The sequence below is a fragment of the Streptococcus sp. 27098_8_82 genome, from assembly GCF_041431615.1.
Lineage (GTDB): Bacteria > Bacillota > Bacilli > Lactobacillales > Streptococcaceae > Streptococcus > Streptococcus sanguinis_K.
Window position 1 is genome coordinate 97589 of sequence record NZ_JAPVYB010000004.1, and the last position, 22148, is coordinate 119736.

Here is a 22148-nt window from a genome sequence, read left to right on the forward strand (position 1 = left end):
AGCCAAATAAAATTTAGTATAATAGAGGTAGTTATTATACAGAATTAGAAGAGAAACGCATGATTACATTATTTTTATCGCCGAGTTGTACTTCTTGCCGTAAGGCGCGTGCTTGGCTGCTAAATCATGAAGTGCCCTTTCAGGAACATAATATCATGACGAGCCCTCTGTCAGCTCCCGAATTGCAACACATTCTTTCTTTGACAGAGAACGGTACAGACGACATTATTTCAACTCGCTCAAAAATTTTTCAGAAATTAGATTTGGATGTGGAGGATTTGTCCATTTCAACCTTGATTCAGTTGATTGAGGAAAATCCCAGTCTTTTGCGACGCCCAATTATTTTAGACGGCAAACGGATGCAAATCGGCTTTAACGAGGATGAAATTCGTGCTTTCCTGCCTCGTAGTTATCGTAAGGAAGAGTTAAGATCCGCAACCATGCGGGCAGATATTCAGTAAAGATGAACAAAAATTATAGTTACCCACTAGATTTATCGTGGAGCACTGAAGAGCTTGCTTCGGTGCTCTCTTTTTTTAATGATGTAGAAGCAGCTTATGAACAGAAAGTCCAAGCGGAAAAGCTCTTGAAGTCCTATGCGGCTTTCAAGCAAGTTGTTCCGAGCAAGGGTCAAGAGAAGCGAATCGGCCGTGAGTTTGAAAACGTCAGCGGTTATTCGCTTTATCGTGCTGTTCAAGAGGCAAAAAGTAAAGATAAAGGAAGCATTTCTCTTGGAAAATAAATTTCATTTTGCTAAAGAAATCATCTACCAAGCTGGTGCTTTTTTGAGAGAACATCTCTATGATGATTTGGATGTGAGTCAAAAGACCAGTGCCACTGACTTGGTCACCCAGATGGACCGGAAGGTTCAGGATGATTTGGTGGCTAAGATTCTAGCCCGCTATCCGCAGGATGCTATTTTAGCGGAGGAAAATGGACTCCGACATGATATTACTGATGGCAATGTCTGGGTGATTGATCCAATTGATGGGACTACCAACTTTATCACTCAGAAGGCTGATTTTGCAGTCATGATTGCCTATTTTGAAGAGGGCATTGGTCGTTTTGGCTTGATCTATGATGTGACCAGAAACCAGCTCTATCATGGTGGCGGAGACTTTGATGTCTATTGTAACGACTGGAAACTTCCTGCTTTTGAGGACCGGCCTTTTCAAGATTTTCTCATGGCTTCTAATGCCGGTATGCTGCAAGCCAATGATTGGGGCTTGGCAGACTTGGCTCGGGAGTGTTTAGGCGTTCGGGTTTATGGCAGTGCTGGGATTAGCTTTAGCAAAGTACTGTCTGGCGGTCTCTTGGCTTATTTTTCCTACAACTGGCCTTGGGATTATGCGGCGGCTTCGATTATGGCGGAAAAGCTAGGCTTTATCGTCCAGACCTTAGATGGCAGTCAGCTAAATTTCCAGACTCGGCAGCCTGTCATGATGGCGCCTAAGTGCAAACTATCGGCTCTGAAGCCTTATTTAGAAAAGGGGAAGCAGTAGATGGACTTTCCTAAAGGTTTTAAAGAAAAATATGAGCAGATTTTAGGCGCAGAAGCGGCGGATTTTTTTGCGACTTTTGACGAGGAGCCGATTTCAGCCTTTCGTACTAATCCTTTAAAAGAAGGCCAGCAGAATTTCTCAGATGCCATTCCTCAGACAGACTGGGGCTTTTATGGCAAGGTGTCTGGCAAGTCTGCTGAGCATGTGACTGGTCTGGTTTATTCGCAGGAGCCAGCAGCTCAGATGGTAGCCCAGATAGCAGCACCATCTAAGGGGATGAAAGTCTTAGATTTGGCGGCAGCACCAGGGGGCAAGTCAACTCATCTTTTATCTTTTTTAGATAATACTGGCCTGCTGGTCTCCAATGAAATCAACAGCAAACGCTCAAAAATCTTAGTGGAGAACATTGAGCGCTTTGGTGCCAGAAATGTGCTTGTTACCAATGAATCTGCTGAGCGGTTGGCTCAGGTTTTCGAGGGATATTTTGATTTGATTGTGCTGGATGCCCCTTGTTCGGGCGAGGGCATGTTTCGTAAGCAGCCGGATGCTACCCAGTATTGGACTCCGGATTATCCAGTTCAATGCGCCCAGCTCCAGCGAGAGATTCTAACAGCTGCTATGAGTATGCTTGCCAAGGATGGTCGCTTAGTTTATTCAACCTGTACTTGGGCTCCTGAAGAAAATGAAGACATCGTTGCTTGGTTACTGGAAGAATTCCCTCTTGAACTGATTGATATTCCTAAGATAAACGGGATGACTGAAGGAATTGGCTTTCCTGAGACGGCTCGGATGTATCCGCATCGCTTCAAAGGTGAAGGTCAGTTTGCAGCCCACTTTCGTTTTACTGGTGAGAATAATAGTAAGAAGATTAAATCAGCTAAGAATCGTTTGACGAGCGAGCAAAGAAAGCTATGGCAGGACTTTGAGAGCAAGCATTTAAAAACAGTCTTGACTGGAGAGCTGCAGACCTTTGGGGACAATCTTTATTTGTTGCCGGCTGGACTGCCAGACCTGTCCAAGCTAAAGATTGCCCGTAACGGTTTGCATCTAGGAACGTTTAAGAAGAATCGCTTTGAGCCTAGCTTTGCCCTAGGCTTGGCTATGAAGCCCAGCGAAGTTCTGAATCGAGTTGAAATCAATAATCAGGACTTCAAGAAATATGCAGCAGGCGAGACGATTGAACTGGCAGAACCACAGCCAAACGGCTGGTACCAGCTGGTCCTTGGCGGGAACGGTCTGGGCTTTGCAAAAGTCACTGGAAAAACCCTGAAAAATTATTTTCCAAAAGGCCTGAGATTTAGATAAAATATTAGGAAAAGCTGGTATTATATGATATAGTTGAAGATGTGAATGTATTGAAAAAAAGCTTTTTTCTGCTAAGTAAGAAATACTAAAGATACTTCCCATCCTCTTGATTTTATTAAAGGAGAAATTTTTTGAACAAATTGAAAAAATTTGCTTTAGCGCTGACAGCTCTGGGCTTAGGACTCACCTTATCAGCTTGCTCATCTTGGATTGACCGTGGTGAATCTATGACAGCAGTAGGGTCAACTGCCCTGCAGCCTTTAGTTGAAGCAGCAGCTGATGACTTTGGATCTAACAACATCGGTAAAACGGTTAATGTTCAGGGGGGGGGATCTGGCACAGGTCTGTCTCAAGTGCAGTCAGGAGCTGTTGAAATTGGGAACTCTGATGTTTTTGCTGAAGAGAAGGAAGGGATCAAAGCATCTGACTTGGTGGACCATAAGGTCGCTGTGGCCGGTATTGCTGTGATTGTTAATAAAGAAGTGAACGTGGATAATCTGACGTCCGAGCAGCTGCAGAAAATTTTCACTGGTGAAATAACCAACTGGAAAGAGCTGGGTGGTAAAGACTTGGAAATTTCAATTATCAATCGTGCGGCTAGCTCTGGTTCCCGAGCAACCTTTGACAGTGTCATCATGGATGGGAAATCAGCTGTGCAGAGTCAAGAGCAGGATTCCAACGGTATGGTGAAAAATATCGTTTCGCAAACTCCTGGTGCGATTTCTTACCTGGCCTTTGCCTATGTTGACGAGTCTGTAAAAACCTTGAAACTCAATAACTACGAGCCAACAGCAGAAAATGTTGCTACCAATAACTGGTCGCTCTGGTCTTATGAGCATATGTATACACTAGGCAAGCCGACTGGTCTGGCTGCTGAGTTTCTGGAATACATGCTGTCAGACGATGTTCAAAAAGGCGTTGTTACTAGCATGGGCTATATCTCAATCAACGATATGAAAGTCAGCAAGGATGCTGATGGGAATGTCACAGCAATAGAAGGAGATTCAAAATGAAAAATGAGGAATTAACCAAAAAGTTGTTATCGCCTTCTAAGAATTCTCGCTTGGAGAAGTTTGGCCGCTATCTGACTTTTGCCTGTCTGTCGCTGATTGTGGTGATTGTGGCTATGATTCTAATCTTCGTTGCTCAGAAAGGTCTATCTACTTTCTTTGTCAACGGCGTTAATGTTTTTGATTTTCTTTTTGGTGGTGTCTGGAATCCTTCTGGTAAGGAATTTGGTGCCCTGCCAATGATTTTAGGCTCCTTTATCGTTACCATTCTGTCAGCCCTGATAGCAACTCCCTTTGCGATTGGTGCAGCTGTCTTTATGACAGAGGTTTCTCCAAAAGGAGCGAAGATACTGCAACCGGCGATTGAACTTTTAGTTGGTATTCCGTCTGTTGTTTATGGATTTATCGGTCTGCAAATCGTAGTACCTTTTGTCCGTACAGTCTTTGGCGGTACGGGTTTTGGGATTTTATCTGGTATTTTTGTGCTCTTTGTCATGATTTTGCCGACAGTAACCTTTATGACGACGGACAGTCTGAGGGCTGTGCCACGTCACTACCGTGAAGCAAGTCTGGCTATGGGCGCAACGCGCTGGCAGACTATTTGGCGGGTAACACTCAAGGCTGCTCGCTCAGGTATTTTTACAGCTGTGGTCTTTGGAATGGCGCGTGCCTTCGGTGAAGCCTTGGCTATTCAGATGGTCGTTGGGAACTCTGCGGTGATTCCAACCTCCTTGACAACACCAGCAGCTACACTGACCTCTGTCTTAACCATGGGAATCGGAAATACCGTTATGGGAACAGTGGATAATAACGTTCTCTGGTCTCTGGCTCTGGTGCTCTTGATGATGAGCTTAGCCTTTAACAGTGTGATTAAACTAATTACAAAAGAAAGAGGTAAGAAAAACTATGCACGCTAAGAAATTAGATAAATTGGCGACTGGTGTTCTCTACACAATAGCGAGTATCATTGTTGCCATCCTTGCCTCTCTCATCCTCTATATCTTAGTTAGAGGATTGCCGCATGTTTCCTGGTCTTTCTTGACAGGGAAATCCTCTTCTTACCAAGCTGGCGGTGGTATTGGGATTCAGCTATACAATTCCTTCTTCCTGCTGGTGATTACTTTGATTATCTCTGTGCCTCTTTCTATGGGGGCTGGGGTTTATCTGTCAGAGTATGCTAAGAAAGGTCCAGTGACCAACTTTGTCCGTACCTGTATTGAAATTCTGTCTTCACTGCCTTCGGTAGTAGTTGGGCTCTTTGGTTATTTGATCTTTGTTGTCCAGTTTGAGTATGGCTTCTCAATCATTTCTGGTGCCTTGGCTCTGACAGTCTTTAATCTGCCTCAGATGACGCGGAACGTCGAAGACAGTCTGCGCCATGTCCATCATACCCAGCGTGAAGCTGGTTTGGCCTTGGGAATTTCCCGATGGGAAACGGTCCTGCATGTGGTCATCCCGGAAGCTTTGCCTAGTATTGTGACAGGGATTGTACTAGCTTCCGGTCGTATCTTTGGTGAGGCAGCAGCCTTGATTTATACAGCAGGTCAGTCAGCTCCGGCTCTTGACTGGTCCAACTGGAATATTTTCAGCGTTACCAGCCCTATCTCTATCTTCCGTCAGGCTGAGACCTTGGCCGTCCATATCTGGAAGGTCAATAGTGAGGGAACAATTCCTGATGGAACAGCTGTTTCTGCTGGTTCAGCAGCAGTTCTCCTGATCTTCATTTTGATTTTCAATCTGGGAGCCCGCAAACTGGGCAGCTATCTGCATAAGAAATTAACCTCTGCTTAAAGGAGAAGAAATGACAGAATATAATTGGAATGAAAAACATATCATTACTTTTCCTGAAGAAAAGGTAGCCCTGTCGACCAAGGATTTGCATGTTTACTACGGTAAAAAGGAATCCATCAAGGGCATTGATATGCAGTTTGAAAAAAACAAAATCACTGCTTTGATTGGCCCCTCTGGATCAGGTAAATCAACCTATCTTCGCAGCCTCAACCGCATGAACGATACCATTGATATTGCCAATGTGACTGGAGAGATTCTCTATGAGGGGATTGATGTCAACCGCCCTGAAATCAATGTTTATGAAATGCGTAAGCATATCGGCATGGTTTTCCAACGGCCAAATCCTTTTGCCAAGTCCATCTATCGAAATATCACCTTTGCCCATGAACGGGCTGGTGTCAGAGATAGAAAGGTTCTAGATGAAATTGTGGAGACTTCGCTTAAGCAAGCAGCTCTTTGGGATCAAGTCAAAGATGACTTGCACAAATCAGCCCTGACCCTCTCTGGCGGTCAGCAGCAGCGGCTCTGCATTGCCCGTGCTATCTCAGTCAAACCAAACATTCTGCTCATGGATGAGCCAGCGTCAGCCTTGGATCCGATTGCGACCATGCAGCTGGAAGAAACCATGTTTGAACTTAAGAATAACTATACCATTATCATTGTGACCCACAATATGCAGCAGGCTGCCCGTGCTAGTGACTACACTGGATTCTTCTATCTGGGCGACTTGATTGAGTACGATAAGACGGCTAATATTTTCCAAAATGCCAAACTTCAGTCCACTAATGACTATGTTTCAGGCCACTTTGGTTAAGCTGCCGTCCGTATTCATCACGATTCAACAAGCTTAGTCTTTGGTTGAATGTAAAATAAAATGAAGGAAAAATGTATGACAGAACCTATTTTGCAAGTCAAGGACTTGTCGGTTTATTATAATAAAAAGAAAGCCCTTAATAGCGTTTCACTTGATTTCATGCCAAATGAGATTACGGCTTTGATTGGACCGTCAGGCTCAGGTAAGTCAACCTTGCTTAAGGCCATCAACCGAATGGGCGACCTGAATCCAGAAGTAACGACTACAGGAACGGTCATTTATAACAGTCACAATATCTATGGTCCGAGGACAGATACGGTAGAGCTTCGCAAGGAAATCGGAATGGTCTTCCAGCAGCCCAATCCTTTCCCTATGACCATCTATGAAAATGTAGTTTATGGACTTCGGATTAATGGTGTCAAGGACAAGGCAGTTTTGGACGAAGCAGTAGAGCGCTCCCTTATTGGTGCTTCTATCTGGGACGAGGTCAAGGACCGTCTGCATGATTCCGCTATCGGTCTTTCCGGTGGTCAGCAGCAACGGGTTTGTGTGGCTCGCGTGCTAGCTACTAGTCCTAAGATCATTCTCTTGGACGAGCCGACATCAGCCTTGGATCCAATCTCAGCTGGGAAAATCGAGGAAACTCTCTACAGTCTGAAAGACAAATATACCATGCTTTTGGTCACTCGCTCCATGCAGCAGGCATCTCGGATTTCTGAAAAGACCGGCTTCTTCCTTGGTGGAGACTTGATTGAATTTAATGAAACCAAGAAGATGTTCCTTAATCCAGCCCACAAAGAGACCGAAGACTACATTACTGGTAAATTCGGATAACAGAAAGGAATCTTATGCTTAGAGTACAATTTGAAGAAGATTTAGAAAAACTTCATAATCAATTCTACGCGATGGGAAACGAAGTACTATCGCAGATTAACCGAACGGTTCGTGCCTTTGTCACGCATGACCGTGAACTGGCTCGTCAGGTCATTGAAGACGATGCTGAAGTCAATGAATACGAGGTGAAACTGGAGAAGAAATCTCTAGAAATCATAGCCCTGCAGCAGCCTGTGTCTCAGGATTTGCGGACCGTTATTACCGTGTTGAAAGCCAGCAGTGATTTGGAACGCATGGGTGACCACGCCGTATCTATCGCCAAAGCTACTGTTCGGATGAAGGGAGAAGTTCGCATTGAGTCCGTAGAAGATGCCATCAGCAAGATGGGGCGCGATGTTAAGAATTTCGTCGAAGAAACCCTGAACGTCTACCTCAATGGAAATGTAGACCAAGCCTATGCTGTAGCAGCTATGGATGAGAAAATCAACCAATACTTTGATGATATTCGCGATCTTGCTACAGAGGAAATCAAACAAAATCCAGAACTGATTGTGACTGGCCGCGACTATTTCCAAGTTATCTCTTACTTGGAACGAATCGGCGATTATGCCAAGAATATCTGTGAATGGGTTGTCTACTTTGAAACAGGTAAAATTATTGAGTTGTGATGATAAAAAAGGTACGATTTATTTCGTGTCTTTTTTGTATATTCATGATTATGCTGAAGTGTCCTGTTTTTCATTGGAACTTGACTCCGACTATGTTACACTATAGGAATATAAAGCATGAAATGTCTTTTCATAGCGAAGTATTTAGGTGGAAATAATGAAGAAAAAACTTTTTACGACACTTGCCCTTATTCTTGTCTTGGTATCTGGTGGGATCTTTGTCTATAATAAACTGACTAAACTCAACTTAGGTTCCAAAACAACTAAGCTCTATCAGCGAGGCTTTCGGCTCTTAGAAGAACAAATTGGCACTTATATTAAGGAGAAATATTCAGGTATTGAAAAAATTGAATTTTCTCCAATTTATGTGACTGGAGATTATGATTCTTCTATGCTGAATGCTTATGTACGTCCGACTATTTATGATAAATACGGGCATAAAGCAACATTAGGAAAAACAATAGAGAACTACACACCTAATAGCTATGGATTAGTTACTCATATAATTCTTAATTTTGATGGAGGTGGAAATGAAGCTATAGATTTAAAGGACTCAAACGGGAATAACATTGATGTTTCAAATGCAAAACATTTGCCAGACGAAGCAAAGCTCACGAAGGCTAGAAGTACAGATGAAAATATTTCTTTATTGGTTGAAGACAGTCAGTTAAAGGATGTTGTTAAGGATGAAAAAGGAAGCCCAGAAGCTCAAATTGTATACAATATAGAGTTACAGAAAGGTGAGGCTGGATGAAGAAAAAAATATTTATAACACTTGCTCTTATTCTTGTCTTGGTATCGGGTGGCATTTTTGTCTATAATAAGATGACAAAACCTAACCTTAGCCCCAAAACAGCTAAACTCTATCAACATGGCTTTCGACTTCTGGAAGAGCAACTAGGAACTTATATAAAAGAGCATTACTCAGGGGTTGAAAAGATTGAGTTTTCCCCAATCTACGTTACTGAGGAAGGGTCAACTTTCTCAAATGTCTATATCCGTCCAACTATTTATGATAAGCATGGAAATAAAGCCACTCTTGGTACTAAAGTTAATAATGTGTATCCAAGTAGCTTTGGTATCGTCTCACATATAATTCTTAATTTTGATGGAGGTGGAAATGAAGCTATAGATTTAAAGGACTCAAACGGGAATAACATTGATGTTTCTAACGCGCAACATTTACCTGATGAAGCTAAACTCACAAGAGCTAAAGGGATTGATTTGAATATGGAATTATTAGTTGAATACGGTCAGTTAAAGGATGTTATTAAGGATGAAAAAGGAAGTCCGAATGCAGAAATTGTTTATAATGTTAACTTGAGTAAAGGAGACGAATGATATGACTTTGTCTGATCAAGAGGTTCAAAGATTACAGTTTGGTCTTAAGAAAGACGTAAAGAATGAAAGCAAAGTTATTTATAGGATTTGAAATAAAACTTTTTTATGTAAAAGACTCCAGATATTATAAACAGATAATTGAGAGCGCTTTTATAAAAAATGAATGAGACCAGAAATAATGGTATGACTAGAAATATTATGATATACTATAATTAAAAAATAAAAGCGTTTTCATAAAGGTGTGAGGTAGGTAAACAATGAAGAAAAAAAAATTTGCGATCATTGCAGTTCTTATAGTTTTAATTTCAGGAGGAGTATATTGTATGACAAAATGGATTGAACACAAAAACTCTCCATATAATGTTAGTGATGTTTTAGACGATAAAGGAGTAAAACTTTACAAACGAGGATTTCGTTTGTTGGAAGAACAACTGGCAACTTACATTAAAGAGCATTACTCTGGTGTTAGTAAAATTGAGTTTTCGCCAATTTTTGTTCAAGGTGGGGATGGGCAGAGTATGTTTCGTGCAACAATTGTGCCTGTCATTTATGACAATCATGGTAATAAGGCTTATTTAGGACGTTCTGTTGGAGAAGAAGATTTTGGCCGTTTTACAAGTAGTGGCAGTATTCAACTTAGCTTTGATGGATTTGACAATGAAGTTATTGAAATAAAGGTGGATGATGACTATGTCAATATCTCTAATAATGAGATATTGCCGGAAAAAGCAAAATTATCAACAAGCAAACGAATTGATAATAATATATCAGCCTTAATCAAAGCTGGACAAATAAAGAATATAGAAAAGAATCAAAACGGAAGTCCTCGTGCTGAAGTGAAATTTAATACTCAAATTAGAAAAGGAGATCATTTCAAATGGCGTTAACAGACGAGGAAATTCAGGAACTCCAAACTGAAGTTCTTGACATAATCAATGAAAAAAATGAAGGTCAGACTTATACTACTGATAAAAGTGAAATTGAATATAAAGTAATAAAGGAAATCAACAAAACTACACAAGCTGTAACAGTAGCACCAATTATTAATGGACAAGTTGATTACACTCAAACTACCATTGTTGTTGCTGGTACTCAATCACCTAATAACGAAATTAATAACCATGTTACAGAATCAGTATTCAATGCGGTAATGGCAAGAAATCAATTAACAGAACAGACAAAGGACGTTCGAGAATTTTATAATCAATCATTAGCTAGTGCTAAAAAAATGGCTGGCAAAGGACAAGAAGTTGATATCAGTAATATGTCGGGATTCAGTCAAGCGGGACCAGCAGTTGCTAAAGTAGCTGCGGAAATGAAAGTCCAAAAGATTACAAATTTCATGGACTGGGGTGCGTGGAATTCGTTGACAAAAAATACAGCCGACTATAGAGGTATTAGTGATGAAGAATTAGCATATATTAATAAACACTTACATTCATACAGTGATCAAGGGAAGGATTTAACAAGTTGGGATGGCCATGGTGGGATCATTACGTATGGAAAAGTATTTACCGTAGAGGGAAAACATCATAATGCTGGGTTGCCAAAGATTAAAGGTAATAGCCCAGATCTTGAATGGTATGAAAAAAATGGTCTCTTTTGCTCAGGTATGACCGAAAAGCAAGTCAGAAAGATTGCAAAACATAAAGCAAAAATGTACGAAATAAATCCAGTAACCGCAAATTTTGGATTAGACTATGCTAAAAAAGATTCTGAACATTATGTTCTTGAGTATCTAAAAGAATATGGAGGCTTCGCTCCTGAGCCTTCTAAGCAGGATTTAATCTCCATAAATAGGAGATACATTGATGAATTGCATGCTTCTTTAAGAATTAGTTCTGGCGACAAAAAAATTAGTTTAAGAGAGGAACTCGTTCGCACAAGTGCTCAAACTGCTCTGCTTCAAGCTGAGGTCTATGAGCAAGAGATTAAAGATAAGTTAGCAAGTGCAAAATCAAAAGTAGAGGAACATATATCTGAATTAAGTAATGCAGCTCATACCCTTGCTCACAACCTTTCATCTGGTGAAGTGGAAGATCTCTTGTCTGAACTGACCTTATCCAAAGCTTGGAATGGGGGGACAGAAGCCTCAACTCTCGACTCAGCAAGTGCATATACGTCTAAAATGACAGAAATCGCTGGCAATTTAAACAAGGCCTCTGATAATATCGTAGCGATTGATCAAAAAGGCGCCCAGATTTTCACAAAAAAATAGGAGGAAACGCATGATTGAACCAAATACAGAAGATCGAGCTGAAGCCGAACGTATAAAAAAAGAATATTTAAAGATTCAGGAACGCACAGCTATTCGTGGCTTGATTTCAGCTAAAAAAGCCATTCTTCTTGAGGAAAGTCAAGCTTTGCAAAGCTGGCTGAATAATCAAGCCGAGACTATGAAATCTTTTGCGTCTTCTCAAGTGCCTGCGGATTTATCTGGTGCTTTCTCTGGTGGGGCGGCAGATTCAGTCAAAGAGGTGCTAGGCACTGTTCCTAAGCCTAGTTTGACCAGCCCTATCTTATAGGAGGCTTTATGGATATTCAGAAAAAGATTGATCGTCTTGATGACGATCACATAGCGTTTCGAAAGAAAGTTAGTGAGTATGAATGGGATTATCAGGATATGAGACGAGAGGCTAAAAATGTTTCAGAGCGAATGAGCGAATGGATATTATCTTTTTGTCGCAATAGTCCTAATACCGTCCCCTCATATGAATTAAGCCAAATAGAGGAAAATAGAGAAATTTTTGAGAGAAAAATTCATCGTTATGAAGAACGGCTAAACAAAACTTATCACGAAGAAAATCGAATCTATAATAAAAAATTAGAGGAACTTGAGAAAGAAAAGAAGAACTCTTAACCTTTCTTCCATTTTCATAAACTACATGGACAGGTACTACCTGTCTTTTTGTTTGCATTTATTCTGCAACGAAATCTTCTAAATATGATACAATAATAACAGATTATAAGCGAACAAGGGGAGCAGATTAATCTTGCTACGTTGTTCGTTAGATGAGGAGAAGCTGATGCAAGCAGTTAAACATTTTATTGAAACTTTTGTTCCTGAGCACTATGATCTTTTTTTGGATCTGAATCGTGCCGACAAGACTTTTTCAGGCAAGGTAACCATTACTGGGGAAGCTAAGACGAGTAAGATTTCCCTACATCAAAAAGATTTGACAGTTGAAGCTGTAGAAGTGGCTGGCCAAGCTCGTCCTTTCACTCTTGATAAGGACAATGAAGCTCTTTATATTGAGCTGGAAGCAGCTGGTCCTGTAGTGGTGACAATAACTTATACTGGTAAGATTACGGACAATATGACGGGGATTTACCCATCTTACTACACGGTAGATGGTGTGAAAAAAGAAATCATTTCTACGCAGTTTGAGAGTCACTTTGCCCGCGAAGCCTTTCCGAGTGTAGATGAGCCAGAGGCTAAGGCAACTTTTGATTTGGCTTTGAAATTTGACCAAGCAGAGGGTGAATTGGCCCTGTCTAATATGCCGGAAATTGATGTTGAAAACCGCAAGGCGACTGGCGTTTGGAAGTTTGAAACGACTCCACGTATGTCTTCCTATCTCTTGGCTTTTGCTGCAGGTGATATGCAAGGAATTACTGCTAAAACCAAGAATGGAACTTTGGTAGGAGTTTATGCGACCAAGGCCCACCCAGAGAGCAATCTAGAGTTTGCTTTGGACATTGCGGTTCGCTGTATTGAATTTTACGAAGAATACTACGGAGTCAAGTATCCTATTCCTCAGTCACTTCACGTGGCCCTGCCAGATTTTTCTGCTGGGGCTATGGAAAACTGGGGCTTGGTGACCTATCGGGAAATTTATCTGCTGGTGGATGAAAATTCAACAGCTCTGAGCCGTCAGACAGTTGCCTTGGTTGTTGCGCACGAACTAGCTCACCAATGGTTTGGAAATCTAGTGACCATGAAGTGGTGGGATGACCTCTGGCTCAATGAAAGTTTTGCCAATATGATGGAGTATGTCTCAGTTGATGCGATTGAGCCTAGCTGGAAGATTTTTGAAGATTTCCAGACCAGTGGTGCTCCTTATGCCCTCAAGCGTGACGCGACAGATGGCGTCCAGTCGGTCCATGTAGAGGTCAAGCATCCTGATGAAATCAATACTCTTTTTGATGGAGCGATTGTCTATGCCAAGGGTAGTCGTCTTATGCACATGCTGCGCCGTTGGCTGGGAGATCATGCTTTCCGTAAGGGGCTAGGTGCCTATTTCGAGAAGCATCAGTATGGCAATACCATCGGTCGCGACCTCTGGGACGCTCTTTCTCAAGCTTCTGGTCGTGATGTAGCTTCCTTTATGGATGCTTGGCTGGAGCAGCCGGGTTATCCAGTTGTCACTGCTAAAGTCGAAAATGACTGCTTGATTTTGAGCCAGAAGCAGTTCTTCATTGGGGAGCACGAAGACAAAGGTCGCCTCTGGCCAGTACCGCTCAACAGTAACTGGCAAGGCCTTCCTGATACTCTGACGACAGAAAGACTGGAAATTCCTAATTATGCAGCCTTAGCAGCGCAAAATGAAGGAGCCCTGCGTCTCAATACAGAAAACACTGCTCACTATATTACAGATTATCAGGGTGAGTTGCTAGATGCTCTTCTGAATAATCTCAGCTCTTTGGACAATATCAGCAAACTACAAATCGTGCAGGAGCGTCGACTTCTGGCAGAGTCTGGTAAGATTTCCTATGCGGACCTGCTGCCAGTTATCAGCAAGTTGGCAAACGAAACTTCTTATATGGTAGTTTCGGCTGTTTCCCAAGTGCTGGAAGGATTGAATCGCTTTGTGGATGAGGGCAGTCAGACTGAAGAAGATTACAAAGCCCTGTTGAAAGTTCTCAGTCAAAGCAATTTCGACCGTCTTGGTTTTGAAAAACAGGCAGGCGAAAGCGATGAGGACGAGATGGTTCGTCAGCTAATTGTGGGTAATATGATTAAGGCTGACGATGAGACAGCTAAAGCTCAAGCAAGCCAGATTTTTGACAAGTATCGTGATAATTTGGAAAAACTTCCTGCCGCTATTCGTCTGCAGGTATTGGTCAACCAAATCAAGCATCATGAAAGCAAGGAGCTGACTAAGCTTTATCTGGACTTATATGTCGCTTCAAATGATGGAAGCTTCAAAAATGCTCTTTCTACAGCCCTTTCTTATACGAAGAACAAAGAAACCTTGGATGAACTTTTAGCGACTTGGAAGGATAAATTTACTGTGAAACCGCAGGATTTGTCAGCTTGGTATGCCCGTTTCCTCAGCCGAGATTTTACTCAAGAAGCAGTGTGGACTTGGGCGCGTGAGAATTGGGACTGGATCAAGGCAGCGCTAGGTGGCGACATGAGCTTCGATAGCTTTGTCATTAGCCCAGCAGTGGTCTTCAAGACAGAGAAGAGATTAGCAGAGTACAAAGACTTCTTTGAACCGCAGTTGGACGATATGGCGATTAGCCGAAACATCAGCATGGGAATCAAGGAAATCGCTGCGCGTGTTGAATTGGTGAGTCGCGAGAAAGAAGCAGTGGAAAAAGCAATTCGAGCTGCAATCTGATAGTTTTAATTAAAATATCTAGAAAGTTTGGGATAGTAGCCTATCTCAGGCTTTTTCTTTATCATTTTGAGTATTTAAACATTGCTAATATGCCTTTGCTTTGATAAAATAGAAAAGTATGTGAAATAAACAGGCAACTGTTTAAAGGAGAAATGGAGTTTATATGGAAAAGAAAATAGTCTATGGCTTCCGCAAGAGCCGTCTTTCTAAGGGCTTGTGCGGAGCTGTTTTAGGTGCGGCTTTGTTGGTAGCTGCCGGATCAGTTCAGGCGGAGGAGAAGATATCTTCAGCAGCAGATCAGTCTGCCCTTTCTGAAGCTACTCTTTCGCCAACCGAAGCATCCCAGACAACTGCTGCCCCTGCTCAGTCAGAGCCAGTTAATCAAGACAAGCTTCCCTTGGAGGTTTCCCATGCAGACTTGGACCAAGCTGTGGCAGAGGCCGAGAAAGCGGGAGTTCAGCTAAAGCAGGAGCCAACTGTTGATTTAGGAACAGCTAGAGATCCAGAAGAAGCTGCTAGTAAACGGGAGACAGCCCTAACAGATTATGCGACCCAAGTCAAGGAAATACGTGAAACCACAGCAGCTTATCAAGAGCAACTGAAGACTTATGAGAAAGAACTCAGTCAGAAAGAGTCTGCCAATCAAGCCTTGAAAAACCAATATGACAAGGCTTTAGCTTCCTATGAACAAGAGTCCAGCCGTATTCAAGCTGAAAATGCTCAGCTTCAGGCGGAATATGAGCAGAAACGGACGGCTTATCAAGCAGAATTGAGCCGTATAGTAAAAATCAATCAAGAGAAAGAAGGCTCCTATCAAGCAGCTTTAGCAGCCTATCAAGAGGAGCGTTCACGGATTTTACAAGAAAATGCTCAAGCAAAAACAGCCTACCAAACTGCTATGGAGAGCTATGCTACAGAGCTGAAAGCTACTCGGGAGAAGAATGCAGAAGCAAAGCTTCGCTATGAAGAAAAGCTTGCTCAGGTCTCAGCTCATAACAAAGCTGCCCAAGCTGAAAATGCAGCCATTGCAGAACGAAATCAGGCAGCTGAAAAGGCCTATCAGGAAGCAGTCAAACGGTATGAAACTGAGGTTTCCCGACTGGCTCAGGTTAAGGCAGAAAAAGAAGCTGTTTATCAAGCTGCCTTGGCTGACTATGAGAAAGAATTGGCTCGGGTTCTGAAAGAAAATGCTGAGCTAGAGCAGCAGTATCAGTCAGAATTGACGGCTTACCAGCAGGAAGTAGAACGCATTCAAAGAGCCAATCAAGCTGCTAAACAATCTTATGAGACAGCCTTGGCTAAAATCCAAGAGCAGAATAAAGAGATTGAGGACCAAAATCTAGCTGTTCAGAAGAAAAATACTGCCTTAAAGGAGCAGTATCAGGCTGATTTGGCAGCATATCAAGAGCGATTGACTGAGATTCGTCAAAAAAATCAAGCGGCAGAGAAAGACTATGAGAGCAAATTAGCTGCTTATCAAAAGAATCGCTCTGAAATCGAGGCGGCCAATGATGCCAAAGCGAGAGATCATCAAGCAGCTTTGACTGCCTATCAATCTGAACTTGAGCGTGTCCAAGCTGAAAATAAGAAGCGCCAAACTGCCTATGAGACAGAAAAAGCAGAAGTAACAGCCCGTAATGCTGCCATTGAAGCTGAAAACGCCCAGATTCGTCAGCAAAATCAGGAAAAACAAGAGCTTTATAAAAATCAATTAGCTCAATATGAGCAGGATGTGGCTCGAATCACCGAGAGCAATCAGAAAAGTCGAGAAGCATATGAGAAAGCCTTACTTACCTATCAGGAGGCGACTGCTCGGATTGAGACAGAAAACAAGAATAAATTAGCTGCTTATCAGGCAGCCTTGGCGACCTACCAAGCAAATCTTGCAAGGATTGAAGCAGAAAATCAAAGACTAAAAGAAGACTATGAGGCAAACCTTGCTTCTATTTCAGCGCAGAACGCAGTGATTGAGCAGGAAAATGCAAGCATTAAGGGAAAAAATGCCCGCTTGAAAGCTGACTTTGATAAGCTCTTGGAAGAATATAAGAAGGCAAAAGCTGCCTATGATACAGCCAAAACTAAGTATGATGCAGCTCTTGTAACTTTTGAGAGAGAGTTGCAGGAAGCTGAAGCTAAGAAAAATGAAGAAGGCTATCTCAGTAAGGTTGAAAGCCAGCCTTTTGTTTTCAAATCTGAGCCCCAGGCTGTCTTGACGCTAGATCCCTCTATTAGAACCTATACCAATGATGAGCTGACTGATGAGGTTCGTTCTTGGGGAATGGATAAACAAGGAATATCTGATTTGACCAGTGTTTTAAAAGGGAAAGAACATCAGACTAAAGTTGTTCTGCAAAAAGATGTGCCTCTGGTAGCTACTTATACCAATATCAAAAATTCCAGTATTCAGGGCAAGAAAATCGCCAAAGTTGTTTACACCTATACTCTCAAAGAATCTTCTAAGAGTCAGGATAAGCTGCCAGTTTTCTTAGTTAAGGATCCGACCTTAACTGTGTGGACCTTGGATTTTCATGGCCAATCTCGAATCAATGTCCAAGCGGAGTTTTTCGATGAAGCTGGAGAAAAGCTTGATATGACAGATTCGCTTGTCAGCTTCTCATCTTTAAATACGAATAAAGCTGCGATTGAGTACATCAAGAATTTTAATGGTGAATATGTTCCTATCACAGGATCTGCTATTAACATTCACCCAGATACCAGTGTTCATGCCGATATTTCTATTAACCATGAGAAGGAAGGCTCTCGCTTTGAGTATAATAAGTGGGATACACCTACTAGTCCTTATAACTGGTATGGCGCTATTGTCGGTAAGGCACAGGGCGATGTCATTTCCTTTGATATTGGTTCACGAAATCGGGGTTCTGCTTGGTTTGTATTTAACTCAGATATTAAAGCTAAAGGTGTCCCAATGAAGCCTGTCGCTCCGACTGAGATCGCTCAACCACAAGAGCCAACCTATGAAGAGCTCAAGGCACTGCAGCCTCTTCCAATTCAGCCGGTTTATCAATCTTTGCCAGAAGAGCCAGCTCAGCCAGCCTATCAAGAACTTCCTAGCCAGCCGACAGAAACTCAGCCTCTTGCTCTTCCAAGTCGGCCTGAGGAACTAGTAGCTCTACCGGAAAGAGATTTGGAAGTTTTACCGCAAGAGCCGACTTATAAGGCTGAGCCGCTTCAACCGCAGGCGCCAGCTTATCAGGAGTTGCCAGACGAACCTAGCGCCCCTTCTTTATTGAAAGAGCTGGATGCAATTGAAGAGCCGACCTATGAGAAGGAGCAGTCCTTGCTGAGTCTTCCGCAAGCTCCGGTTGAAGAAGCGCTGCCACAGGAACCACAGCTCCCATCTTATTTGAAGGAACCAGAGAAACCTCAAAAAGATCCTGAAGTAAGCACGGGTGAGGCTCCGAAACCGCCTGTTTATGAAGAAGAAATTGCTTTAGAGGAGCTGCCTCAGGAGCCAAGCTATCTGCAGGAACCACAGCTTCCTCAAGAACCAGTTCTTCAGCCTGAACCCCAGTCACCTATCAGAGAAGGTGACTTGCCTTTGATTGCTGAACCTAACAAGCCAAACTATAAAGAGCTTCCTCAAAAGCCGGCTGAACCTAGCTATCAAGCTTTGCCAAGCCGTCCGCAAGCGCCGACTCAAACTTATCACTATAACCAGCTTTTTATCCAGTTAAAAGTCAGAGAAGAGTTGGAGGATGAGTCCAAGAAGAATATTCATCAACAAGAGGTTAACCAGGGAAGTTTTGCTGTCCTTAATCTGGTAACGGATGCTTTGCCTGCTTATCGCCTGCCAATTCATTCTTTCGTATTGGAAGATCGCCTGCCAGAAGGCTTTGAGCTGGACCTAGAAGCTACTGAAGCTAAAAGTCCAGGTTACGAGGTTACTTATGATCCAAGCACCAGAGTCTTGACATTCGTTGCTGCCCCAGGTCTGCTTGAACGATACAATGCTGATTTGAATACTGCGACTGAAACCCTAGCTCCGGCAGCAGTCGGTCGACTCTTGTATCCAGGCAGAACCTATACCAATCATTTCAGCTTGCTGATTAATGATCAATACCGCATAGAATCCAATCAGGTTAGTGTTTCAACACCTCCTGCAGAAATTACTGTTCAAACAGCGCAGAAATTTGAGCCTCTTTCAAACCGAACTTGGCAGCATCCAAGATCTGCAAGTAAGCAAGCAAGCAGCTTGCAGCTATCTGTCAGCTACCAAACCACACAAGGTCAATTGCCTAAAACTGGAAGCAGTTCGAGTGCTCTTCTTACTTATCTTGGCTTTGCGGCCTTGCTAGCTGCAGCAGGTTTCCGCTCATCTAAGAAAGAGTCGTAAAAATATAAGCAGCTCCTGCATCCAGAGCTTTTGAACATGATAAATCAAGACTGAGACAATTTCGTCCCAGTCTTTTTTACTACGAATTTTTGAGCAAATGGTTGATATCATCCAGTTTAGGAAAATCCTTTTCATGCACCATTTTCCCTATCTTTCAGCCTTTTTTAAGAAAAAATTCAGTCCTGTTTAAGTAAAAAAATATATGATAATGCTATTCTAGTGAAAGGATGTGTATTGGATGACTTGTAAGCTGCATTAGCTTCTTGCTTGATAGAATGAGTCAGAAAAAATTTAAAAAAAAGAAGGTGATAGATTAAATGGATATGGAAAAAATGATTGTTGTAGAAAAAAGTACTAAATGGTGGCTGACGGTTGCAACGGGTAGTGCTCTAGCAGTCGGACTTCTGGGCGGTTATGGTCTTGCGACAGCTATTCACGGTACAAACAGTCAGCAATCAGCTATTCAACAGCCAGCTACTGTGCCTGGAGCACCGGAGCAGGTACAAAATGGTCAGGATGCAGGAAATAGCATGCCTCCACAACCAGGTCAGAATGGTCAAAACGGCGGATCGGGTAATAGCATGCCACCGCAGAATGGTGGTTCAGGACAGAACGGTCAAGACCAAGGAATGCCGTCTCAAGACGGTCAGCAGTCTGGCAAGGATAAGAGCAAGGATTCTTCTGCTCAACAAAATGACAACGGTAAGAAAAACAAGAAAAAGTCTTCAACGAACACAAGTGAACAATCGGACAAGAACAATAATAAGTCAACAAAAGAAAATAAAACGTCGCAGTCGTAGGAAAAAACTTACTGATTTTGAACCCAAGTCATGATATAATAAGAATAGCAAATAAAACAAAAACCAAAAGACATAATCTTGGTAAGTTTTATTGGAGGAAAGAAAGATGATTAAAATTCTATTGGTAGAAGATGACCTTGGACTGTCAAACTCAGTTTTTGATTTTTTGGATGATTTTGCAGATGTAATGCAGGTTTTTGATGGTGAAGAAGGTCTATATGAAGCAGAGAGCGGTGTCTATGACCTTATCTTGCTGGATCTCATGCTTCCTGAAAAGGATGGTTTTCAAGTGCTGAAAGATCTTCGGGCAAAAGGAGTCACAACACCTGTTCTCATCATGACAGCTAAGGAAAGCTTGGATGATAAAGGACATGGCTTTGAGCTCGGCGCTGATGACTATCTGACCAAACCTTTCTATTTGGAAGAACTGAAAATGCGGATCCAGGCGCTCTTGAAACGTGCTGGTAAATTCAACGAGAATACTCTTTCTTACGGTGATGTGACTGTCAATCTATCTACAAATTCAACCACGAAGGCAGGTAAAGACGTAGAGTTGCTTGGTAAAGAGTTCGACCTCTTGGTTTATTTCCTGCAAAATCAAAATGTAATCTTGCCTAAGACCCAAATTTTTGACCGTCTGTGGGGCTTTGACAGTGATACCACTGTTTCCGTTGTTGAAGTGTACGTTTCCAAGATTCGTAAAAAACTGAAAGGAACGACATTTGCGAAAAACTTGCATACTCTTCGTAGTGTCGGCTACATTTTAAAAGATGCTGAATAAAATCAAGAAGACCTTTTATGCGGATGATTTCTCTTATTTCATTCGCTATTTTGGGCTGTTTACATTAATCTTCTCAGCCATGACCTTGATTATTATTCAGGTTATGCGCTCCAGCCTTTATACGTCTGTTGATGAAAATCTTAAAAACCTGAGTAATGATCCTAGTTCGGTAGCAGATTTGGCCTATCGGACGACAGGTCAGCAGTCTAATCCTAGCAATAAGGTCAACACTAAAAGTCCTAAAAGCAGTAAAGAGTCAGATGGCGATCCAAACGAAGAGCCTAAGCCTGACAATCTGACGACGCCAAATTTCAGTTCTAACACTTTCGCCCTGCTTTTGGATGATAATTATAAAAATATTTCCACTAGTAAGAGCGATGGCTTTCTAGACTTTAACTCGCTGGAGTTTAACAAGTCCTATTTGAATCAGATTAAGGAAATTGTGATTGGCAATAGCTTTGGCCAGACAGAAAGCTACCGGGCTTATCTCTTTGATATTGACCCTAATAATGAATTTCCAGATATCAAGTACGCTGTGGTCATGACTAGTATCAGCCAGCTAGAGCAGACCAGCAGCAAGCATGAGCAGTTGATTGCCATGGTCATGGTCAGCTTTTGGGGAATTTCCCTGATTGCCAGTATTTACCTTGCTCGGATGAGTGTCAAGCCTCTGCTGGAAAGTATCCAGAAGCAGAAGGCTTTCGTGGAAAATGCCAGTCACGAACTACGGACTCCTCTGGCAGTATTGCAGAGCCGCTTAGAGACGCTCTTTCGTAAGCCTGAAGCTACAATCATGCAGAGCAGTGAAAATATTGCTTCTAGCTTGGATGAAGTACGCAATATGCGCTTGCTGACGACCAATCTGCTCAATCTGGCTCGTCGCGATGATGGCATCAAACCTCAATATGGTGAAGTCGAACCAGAATTTTTTGATACGACCTTTGCTAATTACTGCATTATCGCAAGGGAAAATAAAAAAGCTTTTCATTCAGAAAATATGATCAAGAACCCTATTGTGACAGATCAAATTTTCCTCAAGCAGCTGATGACCATCCTATTTGACAATGCTATCAAGTACACAGATGATGACGGCGAAATCAGTGTTATGGCTGCTTCAACCGATCGTTACCTCATCTTTCGGGTAGCAGATAATGGACCTGGTATCAGCAACGAAGATAAGAAGAAGATTTTTGATCGCTTTTATCGGGTGGACAAGGCTCGGACCCGTCAGAAAGGTGGCTTTGGTCTGGGGCTTTCTCTGGCCAAGCAGATTGTCGATGCTTTCAAGGGCACTATTTATGTCAAGGACAACAAACCAAAAGGTACGGTCTTTGAAGTTAAACTGCTATTGAAAGAAACGAAAAAGCGTTCTGTTAAATAG

At 42.2% G+C, this 22148-nt stretch carries 21 protein-coding genes; all 21 read left to right on the plus strand.

The genetic code is table 11. The features are described from left to right. The first annotated feature begins 59 nt into the window (after nucleotides 1-59). The 21 genes from O3627_RS08145 to O3627_RS08245 all read left to right on the plus strand — a co-directional run bounded on the left by O3627_RS08145 (nucleotide 60) and on the right by O3627_RS08245 (nucleotide 22148). Entirely contained in the window at nucleotides 60-461 is a 402-nt protein-coding gene (locus tag O3627_RS08145; RefSeq protein WP_002906786.1) for a Spx/MgsR family RNA polymerase-binding regulatory protein, read from the plus strand. Between the two features lie 2 nt (nucleotides 462-463). Next, nucleotides 464-742 (plus strand): UPF0223 family protein, encoded by a 279-nt coding sequence (locus O3627_RS08150; protein WP_125383257.1) that lies wholly within the window; start codon nucleotides 464-466, stop codon nucleotides 740-742. Further along, entirely contained in the window at nucleotides 732-1502 is a 771-nt protein-coding gene (locus tag O3627_RS08155; RefSeq protein ID WP_185756173.1) for an inositol monophosphatase family protein, read from the plus strand. Before O3627_RS08150 ends, O3627_RS08155 begins: the two co-directional genes overlap by 11 nt. Next, nucleotides 1503-2807, plus strand: coding sequence for an RsmF rRNA methyltransferase first C-terminal domain-containing protein (locus O3627_RS08160; RefSeq protein ID WP_125383253.1), 1305 nt, complete (start codon nucleotides 1503-1505; stop codon nucleotides 2805-2807). A gap of 131 nt (nucleotides 2808-2938) precedes the next feature. Next, nucleotides 2939-3820: a phosphate ABC transporter substrate-binding protein PstS family protein gene (locus O3627_RS08165; protein ID WP_125383251.1), complete on the plus strand. Its 882-nt coding sequence runs from the start codon at nucleotides 2939-2941 to the stop codon at nucleotides 3818-3820. After that, a complete protein-coding gene (pstC, locus tag O3627_RS08170; protein ID WP_002895771.1) occupies nucleotides 3817-4734 on the plus strand; it encodes a phosphate ABC transporter permease subunit PstC in 918 nt (305 codons plus the stop codon). Before O3627_RS08165 ends, pstC begins: the two co-directional genes overlap by 4 nt. Beyond that, a complete protein-coding gene (gene pstA / locus O3627_RS08175; RefSeq protein ID WP_002895770.1) occupies nucleotides 4724-5608 on the plus strand; it encodes a phosphate ABC transporter permease PstA in 885 nt (294 codons plus the stop codon). The genes pstC and pstA overlap by 11 nt, the downstream gene beginning before the upstream one ends. A gap of 10 nt (nucleotides 5609-5618) precedes the next feature. After that, entirely contained in the window at nucleotides 5619-6422 is an 804-nt protein-coding gene (gene pstB / locus O3627_RS08180) for a phosphate ABC transporter ATP-binding protein PstB (protein WP_002895769.1), read from the plus strand. Between the two features lie 75 nt (nucleotides 6423-6497). Then, entirely contained in the window at nucleotides 6498-7256 is a 759-nt protein-coding gene (gene pstB / locus O3627_RS08185) for a phosphate ABC transporter ATP-binding protein PstB (RefSeq protein WP_009660526.1), read from the plus strand. Between the two features lie 14 nt (nucleotides 7257-7270). Next, nucleotides 7271-7924 carry a phosphate signaling complex protein PhoU gene (gene phoU, locus O3627_RS08190; RefSeq protein WP_002895767.1) on the plus strand — a complete coding sequence of 218 codons (654 nt, stop codon included), beginning with the start codon at nucleotides 7271-7273 and terminating at the stop codon, nucleotides 7922-7924. Nucleotides 7925-8081: 157 nt separating this feature from the next. Further along, entirely contained in the window at nucleotides 8082-8678 is a 597-nt protein-coding gene (locus O3627_RS08195; protein ID WP_125410323.1) for a hypothetical protein, read from the plus strand. Beyond that, a complete protein-coding gene (locus O3627_RS08200; RefSeq protein ID WP_125410324.1) occupies nucleotides 8675-9265 on the plus strand; it encodes a hypothetical protein in 591 nt (196 codons plus the stop codon). The genes O3627_RS08195 and O3627_RS08200 overlap by 4 nt, the downstream gene beginning before the upstream one ends. A 257-nt stretch (nucleotides 9266-9522) precedes the next feature. Then, a complete protein-coding gene (locus O3627_RS08205) occupies nucleotides 9523-10152 on the plus strand; it encodes a hypothetical protein (protein WP_002900568.1) in 630 nt (209 codons plus the stop codon). Beyond that, the gene (locus tag O3627_RS08210; RefSeq protein ID WP_125337297.1) at nucleotides 10143-11483 is read left to right on the plus strand and encodes a hypothetical protein; all 1341 of its coding nucleotides are present in this window, start codon (nucleotides 10143-10145) and stop codon (nucleotides 11481-11483) included. The genes O3627_RS08205 and O3627_RS08210 overlap by 10 nt, the downstream gene beginning before the upstream one ends. Nucleotides 11484-11493: 10 nt before the next feature. Further along, nucleotides 11494-11790, plus strand: a complete 297-nt coding sequence (locus O3627_RS08215) for a hypothetical protein (protein WP_125337299.1) — start codon at nucleotides 11494-11496, stop codon at nucleotides 11788-11790. Between the two features lie 8 nt (nucleotides 11791-11798). Beyond that, nucleotides 11799-12125 (plus strand): hypothetical protein, encoded by a 327-nt coding sequence (locus tag O3627_RS08220; protein WP_125337301.1) that lies wholly within the window; start codon nucleotides 11799-11801, stop codon nucleotides 12123-12125. A 166-nt stretch (nucleotides 12126-12291) separates the two neighbouring features. Further along, nucleotides 12292-14832 (plus strand): M1 family metallopeptidase, encoded by a 2541-nt coding sequence (locus O3627_RS08225; protein ID WP_343091860.1) that lies wholly within the window; start codon nucleotides 12292-12294, stop codon nucleotides 14830-14832. Between the two features lie 163 nt (nucleotides 14833-14995). Continuing rightward, nucleotides 14996-19186 (plus strand): GbpC/Spa domain-containing protein, encoded by a 4191-nt coding sequence (locus O3627_RS08230; RefSeq protein WP_371621340.1) that lies wholly within the window; start codon nucleotides 14996-14998, stop codon nucleotides 19184-19186. A 317-nt stretch (nucleotides 19187-19503) separates the two neighbouring features. Then, nucleotides 19504-19986: a hypothetical protein gene (locus tag O3627_RS08235; protein ID WP_002915425.1), complete on the plus strand. Its 483-nt coding sequence runs from the start codon at nucleotides 19504-19506 to the stop codon at nucleotides 19984-19986. Between the two features lie 106 nt (nucleotides 19987-20092). Next, the gene (locus O3627_RS08240; RefSeq protein WP_002912240.1) at nucleotides 20093-20767 is read left to right on the plus strand and encodes a response regulator transcription factor; all 675 of its coding nucleotides are present in this window, start codon (nucleotides 20093-20095) and stop codon (nucleotides 20765-20767) included. Next, entirely contained in the window at nucleotides 20757-22148 is a 1392-nt protein-coding gene (locus O3627_RS08245) for a sensor histidine kinase (RefSeq protein ID WP_371621341.1), read from the plus strand. Before O3627_RS08240 ends, O3627_RS08245 begins: the two co-directional genes overlap by 11 nt.

Coding starts and splice junctions, on each gene's coding strand:
- O3627_RS08220 (WP_125337301.1), top strand. CDS start 11,799: ATGGATATTCAGAAAAAGATTGATCGTCTTGATGACGATCACATAGCG.
- phoU (WP_002895767.1), top strand. CDS start 7,271: ATGCTTAGAGTACAATTTGAAGAAGATTTAGAAAAACTTCATAATCAA.
- O3627_RS08160 (WP_125383253.1), top strand. CDS start 1,503: ATGGACTTTCCTAAAGGTTTTAAAGAAAAATATGAGCAGATTTTAGGC.
- O3627_RS08205 (WP_002900568.1), top strand. CDS start 9,523: ATGAAGAAAAAAAAATTTGCGATCATTGCAGTTCTTATAGTTTTAATT.
- O3627_RS08200 (WP_125410324.1), top strand. CDS start 8,675: ATGAAGAAAAAAATATTTATAACACTTGCTCTTATTCTTGTCTTGGTA.
- O3627_RS08195 (WP_125410323.1), top strand. CDS start 8,082: ATGAAGAAAAAACTTTTTACGACACTTGCCCTTATTCTTGTCTTGGTA.
- pstB (WP_009660526.1), top strand. CDS start 6,498: ATGACAGAACCTATTTTGCAAGTCAAGGACTTGTCGGTTTATTATAAT.
- O3627_RS08210 (WP_125337297.1), top strand. CDS start 10,143: ATGGCGTTAACAGACGAGGAAATTCAGGAACTCCAAACTGAAGTTCTT.
- pstA (WP_002895770.1), top strand. CDS start 4,724: ATGCACGCTAAGAAATTAGATAAATTGGCGACTGGTGTTCTCTACACA.
- O3627_RS08145 (WP_002906786.1), top strand. CDS start 60: ATGATTACATTATTTTTATCGCCGAGTTGTACTTCTTGCCGTAAGGCG.
- O3627_RS08240 (WP_002912240.1), top strand. CDS start 20,093: ATGATTAAAATTCTATTGGTAGAAGATGACCTTGGACTGTCAAACTCA.
- O3627_RS08235 (WP_002915425.1), top strand. CDS start 19,504: ATGGATATGGAAAAAATGATTGTTGTAGAAAAAAGTACTAAATGGTGG.
- pstB (WP_002895769.1), top strand. CDS start 5,619: ATGACAGAATATAATTGGAATGAAAAACATATCATTACTTTTCCTGAA.
- O3627_RS08230 (WP_371621340.1), top strand. CDS start 14,996: ATGGAAAAGAAAATAGTCTATGGCTTCCGCAAGAGCCGTCTTTCTAAG.
- O3627_RS08245 (WP_371621341.1), top strand. CDS start 20,757: ATGCTGAATAAAATCAAGAAGACCTTTTATGCGGATGATTTCTCTTAT.
- pstC (WP_002895771.1), top strand. CDS start 3,817: ATGAAAAATGAGGAATTAACCAAAAAGTTGTTATCGCCTTCTAAGAAT.
- O3627_RS08150 (WP_125383257.1), top strand. CDS start 464: ATGAACAAAAATTATAGTTACCCACTAGATTTATCGTGGAGCACTGAA.
- O3627_RS08225 (WP_343091860.1), top strand. CDS start 12,292: ATGCAAGCAGTTAAACATTTTATTGAAACTTTTGTTCCTGAGCACTAT.
- O3627_RS08215 (WP_125337299.1), top strand. CDS start 11,494: ATGATTGAACCAAATACAGAAGATCGAGCTGAAGCCGAACGTATAAAA.